The following is a 14,445-nucleotide window of genomic DNA, read 5'->3' on the forward strand; positions in this document are numbered from 1 at the left end:
TCCTGGATCCATTGATCCCTTTAAGTCAAATTAATAGTGTCCAGTATGTTGGGCACTAATACCTCGGGCCTCCCCCTGGCCCTGAGCTCCCTGTCGCCTTTCAGCAGTGTTGACAGCGCGCTGAGCGCTGAGGGCTCCCCGTGGTTCAACAGTATTCTCCTAGGCCTCGGGGAGATGTCCCTGGCGTATTCGAGTAGCTCGCGTTGATCACTGTGGCCGCTGAACCCCTCGATGCTGTAGACCTCCAGCTTTATATGTATTGCTTCAACCCTGTTCTCCGACACCATTGTGACCTCTCTCGCACCGTCCTTTATCTTCCTGCCCAGCGTGCCCTCCGCCTGGTAGCCGACGAACACGAGGGAGTTCCTCTCGTCTCCTGCGAGGAGCCTCAGGTAGTCGACTGCCGGGCCGCCTGTGAGCATGCCGCTTGTAGCTATGATCACGGAGGGCCTGTCCTCCACTATGTCGGGCCTTGCAACCCCTGACTCTATGGGCTTCAACCATTCCGATGTAAACGGGTTGTCACCGTTGTATATGGCTTCCCTCAGCGACCTATTCAGGTACTCCGGGTACTGTGTGTGGATGGCTGTCACCTCGTTCACTAATCCCTCCACGTAGATGTTCATCCTCGGTATCCTACCGGTTTTCATGGCCTCATTCAATATGAGTATTATCTCCTGCCCTCTCCCCACGGCGAAAACCGGTATCAGCACTATGCCCTTCCTCTCAGCAGTCCTCTTCACTATGTCTACGAGCCCCTGCTCGGCTTGAGCCCTGTTCTCCTGGAGTGTTGCACCATAGGTTCCCTCCATTATCAGCGTCTCCACGCGTGGGAACACCGTGTTCGCCTTGTTTAGGAGCCTTGAATCAGAGTACTTGAAGTCACCCGTGTACACTATGTTGTGGAGCCCCATTCCAACATGGAGGTGGACTATTGCGGACCCCAGGATGTGGCCGGCGTTATACATGGTGAGCTTTATGTCTGGCGCTACATCGGTTACCTCATCGTAGTCCACTGTTATAGTGTGGAGCAGCATTGTTGAAATATCCTTCTCCGAGAAAGGTATGTATCTACCGGACCTCCTCGTCACATCCACGAGGTCCTTGAGCATCACGATCATGAGCTCCCTGGTGGGCTTGGTTACGTAGACGGGTCCCCGGTAACCATACTTGTAGAGCACTGGCACGAGCCCAACGTGATCCAGGTGTGCATGTGTCACTATGACGCCGTCGAGCTCGTCAAGCCTCAGTGAGTCTACTTCGAGCAACGGGTATGCTTTACCCGGGTCGTCTATGGCCCCCGTGTTTATCCCTAGGTCTAGTAGCACCTTGCTTTCACGTGTCTCAACGAGTATGGAGGACCTGCCTACTTCACGGAAGCCTCCGAGCCCTGTGACCTTAACATAGTTGTTCTTGAACACAACGTCCCTGTGTATCCTCTCCCCGAGCCTCCTGAGGAATTCAACCCTGTAACTGCTCTGCTTCAACACATTGTTGAGTACCTCGTAGAGCGCCTTGGACTCCAGGGGGGAGGACCGCTGGGGTATGACGCGCCACCCGGTTTTAGCAAGGATTAGATGCCTCATAGTGCTTCCTTTACCGACAAGGTAGCCTGGCTTCTCTACTTTAACCCATACTTCCCCCGATGCCTCGTCGAAGTATATGCCGTTGGGGTCTACTCCAGCGTCCTTCGGCGCTAGCTCCTTGATCTTCTCCTTTGCCTCCCCGGGTGGGAGACGGCTTTCAGGCGCCACCCTGATGACCACTCTCTTCCGCACCTTCTTAGCTATGTTCTGCGCTAGATCCAGGTACTTCTCGATGGCCTCCCTGTTCCTCACATATATGACTATGAAGGGGCCTTCGAACTCTATGTTCGACAGCTCGAGCTCAGCCGGTATCTCCTCCATTATGTTCTTCAATAGCTCCAGCTTATTCTTCTCCAGCAGTATCCTGTCTAGTTTCACGAGCCATCACTTCACTCCTAGGTGCTTCTAGGAATAACCGTTACATGGCGCTGATTATTGAATCATCCAGGAGGGTTTTTAACCTTATCCCAAACCATTTGGGGCGCTGCAACCGGCTCCACGGGGCTGCTAAGGCTTGGCCTCTTCAACGATTCTTTTAAGCGGGATCGTCTCCTCCATGTAGCCCTGTGGGCCTATGACTACTACGTCGACGCCTTCACCGGTGAACCCATCCCTCATTATGGCTGAGGAGACGGCTTTGAACGCTAGTGCCTTGGCCTCCTCGAGGCTTAGATCGCTTCTATAACCCTGCTCGAGGACCCCGAAGGCCACTGGTGAACCGCTACCGGTCGCCATGTATTTTTCACGTGTAACGCTACCGTATAGATCCATGTAGTATAGGCTTGCACCCGTGTGATCTCTTCCCCCGAGGAGGAGTTGCACTATGAAGGGCACGTACCTGAGGTACACGGAGAGAACCAGGGATATCCTTGAGGCGAGTGCGCCGACGGATATGGGTTTCCCGGTTTCAGCCTCGTAGTCCCTTGCAAGGAACCTGGCGTATTCAACTATGTACTGTGCGTCTGCAACGAGCCCTGAGATCGTTAAAGCCGCGTAGTCAGTGATCCTCGATATCTTCTTGACGGCTTTGTGGTAAACCATTGGCCCGGCCGTAGCCCTCTTATCCGCTGCGAGGACAACGTAGTCGCCGACTACTAGGCCTACAGTAGTGGTCTTCGACTCAGCCTTCTTCAAAAGCCACACCTCCAGCTCAGTGTATAGGATATAAGGCTCAACGCATTATAAAGATACCTTGATGCTGGTGTACTGGTTTTGAGCAGCATCCATGAGATAACACTGCCAAGCAAGGTGATCGTGGGGCCCGGCGCGGCCGCCAGAGTGAGAGACATTGTTGAAGCAGTGCCACGGGGCTCGGGGAGAATCGGGTTGGTGACCGGTGAAAACACGTATAGGGCTGGCGGCAGGCTGGTTGAGGAGGTGCTCAGCAAGGTCGGCGAGGTTAAGACATGGGTGATCGGGGATGCAGCTGTGTCGACGGCTGAGAGAGTGGCGTCTGAAGCCGGGGAGCACGGTGTAAGCCTAGTGGTGGGTGTTGGGGGAGGACGCGTAATAGATGTAGCCAAGTACATAGGGTTCAGGAACAATATACACGTGGTGAGCGTCCCCCTCGCGCCGAGCCACGACGGGATCGCCAGCCCCTTCGCAAGCCTCAAGGGTGCTTCAAGGCCTACGAGCGTGTACACTAGGACGCCCTACGCTATAATAGCGGACACAGACCTGATTTCAAGGGCACCGAGGAGGCTGATACTGTCAGGCGTGGGCGACCTCCTCGGCAAGCTGGTGGCTGTCAAAGACTGGCGTCTAGCACACAGGTTGAAGGGCGAGTACTACGGGGAGTACGCTGCACAGCTAGCGTTGCTCAGCGCTAAACACGTGTTAAGGTACCATGAGCTGATAGGAAGCGGCTCCCAGGAGGGGATAAGGATACTCGTGGAGGCATTGATCAGCAGCGGGGTGGCAATGTGCATAGCAGGCTCAAGCAGGCCTGCAAGCGGGAGCGAGCACTTGTTCAGCCATGCATTAGACTTGATAGCACCGGGGAGAGCGCTCCACGGGGAGCAGGTGGCATTAGGCACCATAATGATGCTCTACATACATGGGGACCCCAGGTGGAGGCTGGTTAAGGAGGCCATGGAGAGGATAGGGCTGCCGACAAGCGCCAGGCAACTCGGCTTCAAGCCTGAGGAAGTCGTTAAAGCCCTCACCATAGCGCACACCATTAGGCCTGAGAGATACACTATACTAGGGGAGAGCGGGCTAACCCCTGAGGCAGCGTACAGGGTTGCGAAGGAGACCGGGGTCATCGACTAGTTAAAAACAGTGTCCACCCTGCTCTCGAAGCGCTTCGTCAGCTAGGCCTGCTCACCACGTCCTGGAATACAAGGGTTGACACGGAGTCCTTGAACGTGTCGAAGACGTCGGCGGCTAACGCTAGCTTCGAGTAGCCGAGATCCCTCTTTGAGAGATACTTGCCCGGTATCGTTACAGTGAGCTTCTTCTCATCGCTGAGGAGGGATACCTCGATCTCGCTTGAAGGTATCTTCAGATACCTCGACGCTAATGCTTTAAGCTTCTCCACGGTGTCCTCCAGCTTTCCAACTATCTTAACCTTGAAGACAAGGGTTTTCCCTGCCAACGGGTGGTTGAAGTCTATTGTAACCCTCCCGCCGCTTATGTTTTTAACCACGCCCTGCCTGCCCTCAACCTCCACCACGTCTCCAACGCTGACGCTCAACCCTCTTCTCTGGAACTCTCTCAGGCTGAACGTCTTCACCTTGTCAGGGGATCTCTCCCCGAAGGCTTTCTCAGGCGGCACCTCGACCTCTACTTCGCTCCCGACGTCATGCTTCAACAGTTCCTCCTCAACGCTCTCGTTCAGCCAGCCTCTCCCAAGTATTATCAGGGTTGGCCCGTACACCTTGCCCTCCTCATATATATTCTCCTTCTTAGCGAGCTCGGCGTCCGTCGTGTCGAGCAGGGTGTTCGTCTCCTTAACCCTTACATTGTACTCGACCAGTATGAAGTCTCCTTTGCTTAAAGCCATGTCGACCACCGTGAGCAACCGTTTCATGCTTCAACAGTATCCATTAAGAGGGTGAGCTCATTTTAAATCTAACCAGGACTACACGTGTCGTCGCCTAGGCGGTGCAGTACCTTCACAGCCTTCCCCTTCCTCACACCGTTCTTCAAGGCCTCTGAGTCTATTAAAGCGGTTCCAAGGGCGATAACCCTGCCGCCCTCGGCGTCGACGACTGCTACAAGCTGCCCGGCTTTGAATCCGCCTCTCGCCTCCACTATGCCTGGCACCATTAGGTCGGCGCCCCCTAGCACGGCTTGAACAGCTCCCTTATCCACGAGTAGGCTTGGCAGGGATAGGGTTAACTGGTTTCTTGAAACATAGTTGAGGCAGGGTATCCATAGATCCCCGTGCTTCATGAGCGCCGGCGCCTTGTTGACAAGTATGTACTCGTTGACCCCGTCACTGTAGTATTCGAGGACATCGTCGTCGGAGACCTGCACACCGTACTTCTGGAGCTCCCCTGTGATCAGCCTCCTATCCTTCTTCGAGAGCGGGTACCTCTTCATTTACAGTGCCTCCGGGCCTCGGCTGACCTCCTCTCCGCCCTAAAGGGGGTTTTCTTTGGGGCGGTTCATGGGTTCCCCGCATTTGTTCGGGTTTACATCTGTCATTTGCGGGGCAGTCGGGGTGGTCAGAGATCCCCCCATCTGGTTGTCTCTGCTCGGGAACAACCCCTCGTGAACGAGGGGTTGTAGCCCCCTCATCGCTAAATATGTTTCCTCATCACCATTACCCATACATAAAAAACAAACTTATAAACCTTCATTCCCGCCTTGAAAGACGAGGCTTTCGGTTGTAACTGTGATACTACTCGTGGACGCCTAGTTAAAAGCTTATGGATCCCTGTGCTGTGGGAGGAGGAGCCCGCCTACACCGGGCTGCAGGGTGTAGGCGGGTGGCTCAATGAGTGAGCTCGTTGAAGGTTAAAACCAGTAGCTCCGGTGGTTTAAACGTGATTTTCCCGAGTCTCGCCCCGATGAGTGCTTTAACCTGCTTCTCAGCGGCCACCTCGAGCAGCCTCTGTGTCACGATGCCGTCGAACACTACTGCGTACACTCTCCCTGGTTCCACTCCTTGGAGTTCCTGCACCAGGTCTTTCACGGGTACCTGTTTAACGAGGCTCCAGTCCCCTGAGTAGAGTTTGGCTTCAAGGGTCCCGTAGAGGCTTTTAACGTCGTCTAGGAGGCTTGCTGGGAGGGTCAGGGTCTCCGCTACCTCTTTCACAAGCTTCTCCGGCGGCTTACCTGCCTCCTCGGGTAGCTTGTGGAGCTTCCTCTGGACCTGCAGTAGGAACTGGGCGTCCTTATTGCCTTGTTTAACCTGCTCCTCGAGGTACTGGAAGACATCTGTTTTCCTTGAGAGAGCCTCCTCGACTTCACGGCTGCTTAACTCCTCTACTTCGCGATCCGGCGGCGCCCGCGCTATGTAGTCGACTTTCACGTTTCTTAAAACCTCCTTTATTATGAGGTCCCCGCCGTGGTCTCCGTCGACGAACAGCGTGGTCTTCTTGTGTTCTGCAAGCCTCTTTATGGTTTCAGGTACGCGTCTCGCTCCTCCAAGCGCTATGGTGTTAGTGTAGCCGTAGCGTAGGAGGTTTATTACGTCGGCTCTCCCCTCTACGAGTATGAGTTCCTCTGATTTATCCACGTCGGGGCCTGCTGGGAGCTCCTCGGGGCCGTAGGAGACTGATTCAGGCGCCTTCATTGACTCCTGTATCGACTTTATCAGCTCCCTTACGTCGGGCGTCTTCTCCTTACCCCACTTCCTCAGTATCTCTATGGTCCTCTCCATGATCTTCTTTATCCTCTCCATCCTTAAGTCAACTATGTCTACGACGCTTATGGAGGAGTCGTAGGGTCCAACCTTGTCGACTGTTTCTATTAGGGCTGCGAGGAGGGCTGTTTCAACCCTGTCTAGGTTGCTTGGTATAAGTATTTCCCCAACTATCTTGTTGCCCTGGATCTTCGTGTTTACCTGTATCCTCCCTATCCGCCCCTTGTCCTGGAGTACTCTCAGGTCGAACTCGTTGCCGAATAATCCCTCGGTCTGCCCGAATATGGCGCCTATTATGTCGTGCTTCTCTACTACGCCGTCGACCTCTATCCTGGCTCTTATAAGGTACTTGGCCATTTACTCACACCACTCAAAATAATACTTTAGGTGTCAGAGATTAATATTGCCGCACCAGCTTAGGCAGGGTGCTTAAGCACCCTTAGACAATCCTCACCCTGTTAACCTTCTTGTTGGCCCAGCTGTAGCGTCTAATCCTCTTACTCCTGCCGAAGCCGCATGCAGCACAGTAGCCTTTAGCAACGTTGAAGCTGTGTCTACCGCACCTCCTGCACCTTATATGCGTCTTGCTCCTGCCGTGCTTACCCATGCTCGTGGTGCCTTTAACCATCTAGGCCACCCCGCTGCCTACTCGCTTAAGGGGGATATTAATACGACTGTGTCCCCCCTGATGACCACTGTGCCGAGCTTCCTAACCGAGCCGTCTCCACGGATCTCCTCTGTGTCATCTAGCACTATGTTTAAGTGCTGGTCGAAGCTCCTGAGCTTACCTCTCAGTGAGACGCTGTCCTTGGTCTTTATCAACACGAGTCTCCCAATGCTGTCCTCGAGTATCTTGTGTGCTGTCTCACTCAACTGCCACCACCCGTTTCACCAATGCATGTGTTGAACCATGGATCCCGATACTGGGCTCCGTTTTAATGAGTTCTAAGCCCGGTGTAACCTTATAAATCTACGTTTACGGCTGGAGCCTGCTTAACCCTGTGTTTTCCTCGTGTAGTCGAAGAGGCTTCTCCTACCGGCTGAGCCAGCCGCCTTCTTCAACTGGGTGTCCGTGACCCCGAAGTACCCTAGTATCCTGAGGGCGGCTGGTATTATCTGGTGGTCGATGTAGTATGATGCGTCAACCAGTCTCGGGTCCTTCACGAACATGTAGGGCTCCGCTCTCTCGGAGATCTTGCCCGGCCCCTTCACCACTATGTATCCTACTTTATCGCCCACCTCGACCATAATCCCCATTCTCCTAAGCTTCTTCGCAGCGTTCACATGGGGGGCTTCCGCCTCGTACTCGTCGACCTGCTTGGTAAGGGTCTTCCATATGACTAGCTTCTCCAAGGGTATCCTACCCTGGTTTAACTCGGATACAATGCTCCTCACGTAGTCTATTGCCTTCTCAATGTTCTTCTCGCTCAAGAGGATCTCCGTCACCTTCTCCTGGACCTCCTTGGCTATCTCAGCCCAGTCTCCTCTAACGGCTTCGAACCCCACTATGTCTACGCGTCCATCCTCGAGTAGCCCCGCGTAGCGTTTCTTGGCCTCGGTGAAGAAGACCCTCCTGTAAACCTTGTCCACCTTGATCTCGAAGCCCATTTCCTTCTCAACGAAGTCGGCGAGCTCCTTGACTTTCTCAGGTATGTTTTCAACGAAGAGGGAGTCTGTGTCACCGTATATTACTTTAAGCCCCATGGACTTAGCGTGCTCTATCACGGTTGAAATCGTTCTACGGCCCCATGCCGTGACGGCTTCAGCGCACTCCCTGCAGTACCATCTGGCTCCAACCCACCCCATGTACCCGTAGGCGGCGTTAGCGAGGATCTTGACGGCTCTCTGCCTTTCATCAAGCAGCCTGTACTCCGGTGAGTCAACCGGGTGCTTCTTCATCTCGGCCCTGAGCTGCCTCCTTAATGCGAGGAGGGCTTGCAGCACGCCTTTGAAGAAGCCCTGGGGCTCCCTGAGGAAGCAGTGGCCTACCTCCGGTGCCACATTATGCTCCTCGCTACTGCACTCCCCGCCCCTCAATATGGTGTCGGGGCCTATGTTGTACTTTATCATGATGTTCGGGTACATGCTTGTGAAGTCTAATACAGCTATGTTCTCATGTATCCCTGGGAGAGGCTGGAGTACGACTGCCCCCTTGTAGGGTTCAGCCTCCTTTTCAACCCTGTTGGGGATTAACTCCCCTCTACGCGTAGCCTCCTTCATCAGGAACCACTCCAACCTGTGCCCCACGCTGGCTGCCCCAACCTGGTCTAAGGGTAGCCCGGTTATGTTCGCCAACTGCATTGCGAAGGGGAGGAACTTGCCGGCTAACCCCATGGTTGACTCAACGTCGTCGAGGTTGTATCTCAGGAGAACCCTGCGTTTCTCAGGGTCCCTCCAGTACTTGGGGAAGTCCACGTAGTCGACGAGGACTCTCTCACTTCTCTTCATCACGCCGAGGTAGTCGGCCACGACGTCGAGGCTCTTCAACTTGACCTCCGGTATCTCCTCAGCGTAGTTGAGGAGGTCGACGTTGAGTCTTCCAGGTATGGATACGTGGCCATACGTGCTGGTGGAGGGCTCGCCCCCGCTTCTACGCCCCACGTCGAGCTTTAACCCGAGGATCTTCGAGCGTTCAAGCAGGTAGGGCCAGTCGAAGTGGTTGCTGTTGTACCCGACGACTATGTCCGGGTCGTAGTCGAGGATGAACTCGGTGAAGCCGGCTATAACCTTCTTGTCGTCGAGGTCCTCTGCGGTGAACTGCCTGGTTTCACCGCTACTGGTCTTCACACCTATTATTATCACCGGGTCCCTCTCCGGGTGGGGTGAACCCGACTCGGTGAGCACCTCTATGTCGAATGCCAGCACCCGTAGGTCGCTTGGAGGCCTCGTGTCCCCGGTTGGCTTGATAAAGCCTGTTACATCGAAGGCCCTTGCAACCCTGTATCTCGACGGCACGGGGGTTTCAGCCACCTCGGCGACATGCCACCCGCAGGGCTCGAGCCCGTTGTCCAACGCATACCTCATGCTGAACCTTATATCCGCCTCCAGCACCTCGGCTACCTCGCTGAGCCCCCTGGCTTTCTCCCTGTACTTGCGGACTGACTCGGGTATCACTGTTGTAACCCTTAGTGCTTTAACAGGCTTACCGAAGAACCTTTTATCAACGGGCCTGACATCCACTATCGGTGACTCGGGGTCGCTGAGAGCCCTTATCTTCCTGGCAAGGGCTTCAACGCTGGCTTTATCGCTTGCAACCACGTAGAAGTAGGGGCGGAACCGCCTATCCCTTAAAACCACTCGTTCACCGCTACGGGTGATACCCCATAGGATTACATGTGGCTCCCCGCCTGAGACCTCGTATGTGACGTCTAAGAGGTAGAACTCTACCTCCATGTCTTTCACTTCTACGATAATAATTTATTGCTCTACCTCCAATAAAACCGTTTACGGCTGAAGACGCCTCGCCCTAGGCGGGTACACGGGTGGCCCAGTGGTTGAAGGGTAGGTATGGATGAAGGTGCTTGAAGAAGACCTTAGAAACGGGTATGTCAGGATCCTCGTGGAGGACCGGGACGACCTATGGGTTTTATTCATGGTGCTCAGGAAGGGGGATGTAGTATACGCTAGGACGACGAGGGAGGTTAAACCAGGTGAGGGAGGCAGTAGTAGAAGGATACCTATGACCCTCGGCGTACGCGTGGAGGCAGTCGAGTTCCAGGAGTTCACGGAGAGACTGAGGATCAGGGGCGTGGTGGTTGAGGGGCCCGAGGAGTACGGTGTGAAAGGACACTACCACACTATCAACGTGTCGCCGGGCGACCAGCTCACCATAGTGAGGGACTCGTGGAGCAGGCACAGCCTAGACCTCTTGAAGAAGAGCGTTAAGAGGAAGAGGGTGCTCCTAGTGGTCTTAGACTACGAGGATGCATGCATAGCGGTTTTAACGGAGCAGGGGGTTAAATACGTTAATGAAGTACACTCGGAGCTCCCCGGGAAAATGTACAGGGTGAACCATGAGAAAGCAGTGGAGGACTACCTTAGCGAAGTGGTCTCAGCATCGATCAACACGGTGCAGCAGGAGGGAGTGGACGCGGTGATCGCCGCGGGACCCGGGGACTTGAAGAACAGGGTTGCAGAGGCGTTGAAGACAGCCTTGAGGAGACACGTGTATGTGGATTCAACCTCCACCGGGGGTTGTCAAGGAGTAGCCGAGCTACTCAGGAGGGATGTGGTTAAGCAGGCCGTGGGCGAGCTCAGCCTGGTGAAAGCCGGGGAGATACTGGAGGAGTTTAAGAGGCTCATAGTGAAGGACCCGGAGCTCGTCGCCTACGGTGTCGACGACGTCTACGAGGCAGCATCCTATGGCTCGGTGTCGAAGCTAGTGGTGGTCCACGAGATGCTGCATGAGGCGGATGACGAGAGGAGGAGCCGTGTATACGAGGTGCTTGAAAAGGCTCATGAAACCGGTGGGGAAGTAGTGATAGTCCCAGGCAGGAGCGATGTAGGCGCGGAGATCCAGGGTTTCGGGGGAGTGATCGCGGTGCTCAGGTACAGGTTATTCAGAGGATGACAGCATCCTCCTGAGGTAGATGTTTCCACGTGAAAGCTCCCTTAAAGCATCCTCGAAGGATTCATCAGGGGTCAACTGGTACTTGATGAAGACGCCTGTCCTGCCAATACTGCTCCTCCTCGTTAAAACCCTCTCCCTCTCGAGAACAGTGTCCAGGCTCACGCCCAGCCTCCTGGCAACGTACTCCTCGAAGCCCTTCACGGGGATCTCCTGGTGCCCGCTTGGAGTAGGGTCTATGAGTATTAAAGCCTTGTTGACGCCTGGGACCCTTCTACCCTCCACGAGCCCCCTGTAGTCTAATAGGCCGCTGAACCTGTAGAACTCGTACTCCCTCGGCTTGAGCTTCAAGAGGGGGAAGCTAATGGTCTCCCTCTCCTCGCTGTCCATCACTATGTATGCCTTAGGCGTGTTGACAGGCGTCGCCATAACTATCATGCGTGCATAGGGTTTAACCCCGTGTTTCTCCAGCAGGGTTTCAACAATGTAGCTGGGGATGTTGTCAGGGATGAACACGTCTATATCGCTCCCCCTCCATACATCGCCCCTCGCCACGCTTCCATGTATATACGCGTTGACACCGCCCTCCACGAGTAGCCCTAGGAGCTCGGCGGCCCTTCTCCTAATAGTCTTCAATAGCTCCCAGTGCTCGGCACTGTAGACAACCTCCCTGAACTCGGGTGTTGACTGCGGCTGAATCCTCTTCAACCAGTGGTTCACCATGTCTACCCATGCTTCGGGATGGAACTATGTTGACGGCTTGTTTAAGTGTTTCACGAGTAGTACATAGGCTTTAGGGTGTTATGAGGCTTCACGCCCCGTGTTCCTCAAGGAGCAGGATCCATGTTAAAAACGGGGCTCTCTAATCGTGTCAACATGGATGCCTGGTGTCGCGCTATGGATGCAATATATGTTTTCGCGGTACTGCTCGCAGTGTTCTGGATACTTGTGAACCTGTTCTACAGGCGCCTCCGCCTCGCTGAGAGCGGCGTGGTCGAGTTACACAGCTATGTGATCCTGGTTTTCAAGAAGGGTGTTGGATGGGCTCCAAGGCCGTCTAGGAGGATAAGGGTTTACAATGCTGCTTCAACACTCTTATACTTCCTCTCCCTAGCGTTATTCACGTACTCGGCCCTGGCCTCGGTGCTCGGCAGGCTTAGGACGGGTAGCTCCGGGGTAGTGGTACTGGTCCCCGGGGTCAACATAGTTGGCGTCGACTTATTGTTCTTCCTGGCTAGTGTGAGTATTGCTGCATCCCTACACGAGTATCTCCACGCAGTGTTCGCGTTGAGGAACGGTGTACCCGTTAAATCCTACGGCGTGATGCTACTCTTGATCCTCCCGCTCGCATACGTTGAGGTCGATGAGGAGGCCTTCAGGAAGGCTGGGAGAGGAGGCAGGATCGGCGTGCTCTCAGCGGGTGTAGCCGTGAACCTTGCCCTGGCCTTCGCATCAATGCTCCTGCTCTCAGCCATGTCCTCCCCTATAGGTGTACTCGTCACCGGGGTTGAGGAGGGGAGCCCTGCGTACGAGCACGGGGTCCAAGTATACGATGTAATAGTAAGCGTCAACGGGACCCCGGTGAGGGGCATCGGGGATATACCGGTGGTGAGGAAGCTGGCTAAGCCCACTGTGCTCGAGGTAGCAGTGTGGAGAAGCGGGTCAGGGATCGTTAACCTCACTATCCCAATAGGGGTTGGAGACGAGAGGATAGGCGTATACTTGTCGCCCGCGCCCAGCACGTGGCTTATAAGCAGCCTAGGGGCGTCGGCAGCCCTCGCAGCATACAGGTTCACCATGTGGATGTGGATTGTGAACTTCAGCCTGGCGCTGCTTAACGCTGCCCCATTGTTCGTGACGGATGGTGGTAGAGTGATAGGTGAGCTCGCCGGGGAGAAATGGGGGCGTGTGATAAACGCGGCTTCACTACTATTATTCATCGCCATGATACTGCCGTGAAACACCTCCACGGGTTAGAAATAATAAGCCCAGCGTGGATCACTCTTACACGCCGCGGGCGCGGGGAGGGCCCGGCTCCAGCCGGGCCAGATAACCGTGGATGCACCAGTGTGAACCGGTCACCCCCCACGCCAGGTGATGACCCCCGTCCCATGGGGCTGGCGGAGACGGGGCCCCCTCTGGAGGGAGGGGGTTAACCGTCTTAGCCGGGGGAACCCGGCTAGGCCCGGAAGGGAGCAACCTAACCCTGGACGCCAGCGTTCATGGGTCAGCGGGGTTGAACCGGTGTGGATAAGGCTCTGGCCGGTTTCCCTGGTGCATCCACGGGGCTGTGCCCGCGGCTTCAACGCTTCCCGCTGGAGGGCTCACCCTGTAAGCGTCTTGAGGCCTGAGCCCGTTAACACTACGAGGGTTTTCCTACCCGTGAACTGGTTCTTGCTCCTGGAGAGGGCGGCGTAGGCGGCTGCTGACGTTGGCTCCACGAGGAATCCTAGTTCCCACAGTTCTCTCCAAGCTTTCTCCACCTCGGTGTTGCCGACGAGTAGTATGTCTCCCTGGTATCTTCTCAATGCTTCAACTATTTCCTCCAGCCTCGGGGGGTTCGGCACCATTATGCCGTCTGCGAGCGTTGACTCCTCGCCGGGTTGTTCAACGCCTTTGAAAGCCTTGTGCACTGGTTGCGTTGAGTATCCCTGTACAGCGATGAACCTCGGCATCTTGGTTATCCATCCCGCTTCAAGGGCTTTCTCGAAGCCTTTCACTAGTCCGAGGAAGAGCCCGCCTGAGCCGACTGGGGCTATAACGTAGTCCGGTGTATCCTCCTCGAGGACCTCCCATGCTATTGTTGAGGCTCCAAGTATGTAGAGGTAGCTCCACGTGTGCGCCACGTAGAAGGCTCCTCCACCAGTCTCCCTTAGAACCATTTCAGCAGCCTCCCCCCGTGAAGGTGCTTCAACAACCTGGGCGCCCAGCATTCTGACAGCCTTCTTCTTCCCCTCGGGCGCTGTTCTAGGCATGTATATCCTTGCGTTTAAACCGTAGAGCCTCGAGTACAGGGCGACGGAGATACCTGTGTTACCGCTTGTATCCTCGACCACGCTGCGGAAGCCGGTTTTATAGGCGTAGTAGACGGCTAGGGAGGACCCGCGGTCCTTGAAGCTCCCGCCCGGGTTAAGGTATTCAAGCTTGAAGAGCACTGTGACCCCGTCCATTTTCTCGGAGACCAGTGGGGTGTTGCCCTCCCCCCTGGTCTTCTCAGGCTTCAAGGGTACTGCGTCCCCATACCTCTCCCATATGTTCCTGGAGCCCTGTCTCCCTAGTTTACCAGTGTATGAGAGCACTAGGGGTTTACCGCACCGGGGGCACTTCCAGTAGTATTCTTTCAAGGCGTCTGCTTCGAAGCCGCAGTAGGGGCATTTCCAATGCATGAAGCACATCCCCATCGGCTTCAACTATGTGGTTTCAGCATTATAATGCTTGCACTCCAGGGGTGTGGCAGGGGGTGCTTCAAGTTTATTAAT

The 14,445-nt window shown here is 55.1% G+C and carries 13 protein-coding genes and 1 other RNA gene; 4 read left to right on the plus strand and 10 right to left on the minus strand.

Annotated features, from left to right (window positions below; genetic code table 11):
- Nucleotides 1-20 precede the first annotated feature (20 nt).
- Nucleotides 21-1,964 carry a beta-CASP ribonuclease aCPSF1 gene (locus tag DESMU_RS06485; RefSeq protein WP_013562791.1) on the minus strand — a complete coding sequence of 648 codons (1,944 nt, stop codon included), beginning with the start codon at nucleotides 1,962-1,964 and terminating at the stop codon, nucleotides 21-23.
- Between the two features lie 129 nt (nucleotides 1,965-2,093).
- A complete protein-coding gene (locus tag DESMU_RS06490) occupies nucleotides 2,094-2,720 on the minus strand; it encodes an Ntn hydrolase family protein (RefSeq protein ID WP_013562792.1) in 627 nt (208 codons plus the stop codon).
- A gap of 78 nt (nucleotides 2,721-2,798) precedes the next feature.
- Between DESMU_RS06490 and DESMU_RS06495 the strand changes: the two genes are divergently transcribed.
- Nucleotides 2,799-3,857 (plus strand): NAD(P)-dependent glycerol-1-phosphate dehydrogenase, encoded by a 1,059-nt coding sequence (locus tag DESMU_RS06495; RefSeq protein ID WP_013562793.1) that lies wholly within the window; start codon nucleotides 2,799-2,801, stop codon nucleotides 3,855-3,857.
- Nucleotides 3,858-3,894: 37 nt separating this feature from the next.
- On the opposite strand, the gene DESMU_RS06500 is transcribed toward DESMU_RS06495, so the two are convergent.
- From DESMU_RS06500 to DESMU_RS06525, 6 genes are all read right to left on the minus strand, one after another.
- On the minus strand, nucleotides 3,895-4,617 hold the full coding sequence (locus DESMU_RS06500; RefSeq protein WP_245526436.1) for an FKBP-type peptidyl-prolyl cis-trans isomerase: 723 nt from the start codon (nucleotides 4,615-4,617) through the stop codon (nucleotides 3,895-3,897).
- Nucleotides 4,618-4,658: 41 nt separating this feature from the next.
- Entirely contained in the window at nucleotides 4,659-5,132 is a 474-nt protein-coding gene (locus tag DESMU_RS06505) for a DUF1947 domain-containing protein (protein WP_013562795.1), read from the minus strand.
- 394 nt (nucleotides 5,133-5,526) lie between these two features.
- Entirely contained in the window at nucleotides 5,527-6,756 is a 1,230-nt protein-coding gene (gene dnaG, locus DESMU_RS06510; protein WP_013562796.1) for a DNA primase DnaG, read from the minus strand.
- 82 nt (nucleotides 6,757-6,838) lie between these two features.
- Complete coding sequence (locus tag DESMU_RS06515; RefSeq protein ID WP_013562797.1) at nucleotides 6,839-7,027, minus strand: 50S ribosomal protein L37e; 189 nt, start codon at nucleotides 7,025-7,027, stop codon at nucleotides 6,839-6,841.
- A gap of 17 nt (nucleotides 7,028-7,044) precedes the next feature.
- A complete protein-coding gene (locus DESMU_RS06520; RefSeq protein ID WP_013562798.1) occupies nucleotides 7,045-7,272 on the minus strand; it encodes an LSM domain-containing protein in 228 nt (75 codons plus the stop codon).
- Nucleotides 7,273-7,392: 120 nt separating this feature from the next.
- Complete coding sequence (locus tag DESMU_RS06525; protein WP_013562799.1) at nucleotides 7,393-9,792, minus strand: DNA-directed DNA polymerase; 2,400 nt, start codon at nucleotides 9,790-9,792, stop codon at nucleotides 7,393-7,395.
- Between the two features lie 118 nt (nucleotides 9,793-9,910).
- Between DESMU_RS06525 and DESMU_RS06530 the strand changes: the two genes are divergently transcribed.
- Complete coding sequence (locus tag DESMU_RS06530; protein WP_013562800.1) at nucleotides 9,911-10,969, plus strand: mRNA surveillance protein pelota; 1,059 nt, start codon at nucleotides 9,911-9,913, stop codon at nucleotides 10,967-10,969.
- Here the strand turns inward: DESMU_RS06530 and DESMU_RS06535 are convergent.
- On the minus strand, nucleotides 10,955-11,674 hold the full coding sequence (locus DESMU_RS06535; protein ID WP_013562801.1) for a nucleotidyltransferase domain-containing protein: 720 nt from the start codon (nucleotides 11,672-11,674) through the stop codon (nucleotides 10,955-10,957). The two genes, DESMU_RS06530 and DESMU_RS06535, sit on opposite strands and share 15 nt — an antisense overlap.
- Nucleotides 11,675-11,842: 168 nt before the next feature.
- Here DESMU_RS06535 and DESMU_RS06540 point away from each other — a divergent pair, with 168 nt between their 5' ends.
- Nucleotides 11,843-12,925, plus strand: coding sequence for a site-2 protease family protein (locus tag DESMU_RS06540; RefSeq protein ID WP_245526437.1), 1,083 nt, complete (start codon nucleotides 11,843-11,845; stop codon nucleotides 12,923-12,925).
- 68 nt (nucleotides 12,926-12,993) lie between these two features.
- An RNA gene (gene ffs / locus DESMU_RS07055) (signal recognition particle sRNA) lies at nucleotides 12,994-13,261 on the plus strand.
- 29 nt (nucleotides 13,262-13,290) lie between these two features.
- Here the strand turns inward: ffs and DESMU_RS06545 are convergent.
- Nucleotides 13,291-14,352: a threonine synthase gene (locus tag DESMU_RS06545; protein WP_013562803.1), complete on the minus strand. Its 1,062-nt coding sequence runs from the start codon at nucleotides 14,350-14,352 to the stop codon at nucleotides 13,291-13,293.
- Between the last annotated feature and the right edge of the window lie 93 nt (nucleotides 14,353-14,445).

The sequence above is a fragment of the Desulfurococcus mucosus DSM 2162 genome (genome assembly GCF_000186365.1).
Classification (GTDB): domain Archaea; phylum Thermoproteota; class Thermoprotei_A; order Sulfolobales; family Desulfurococcaceae; genus Desulfurococcus; species Desulfurococcus mucosus.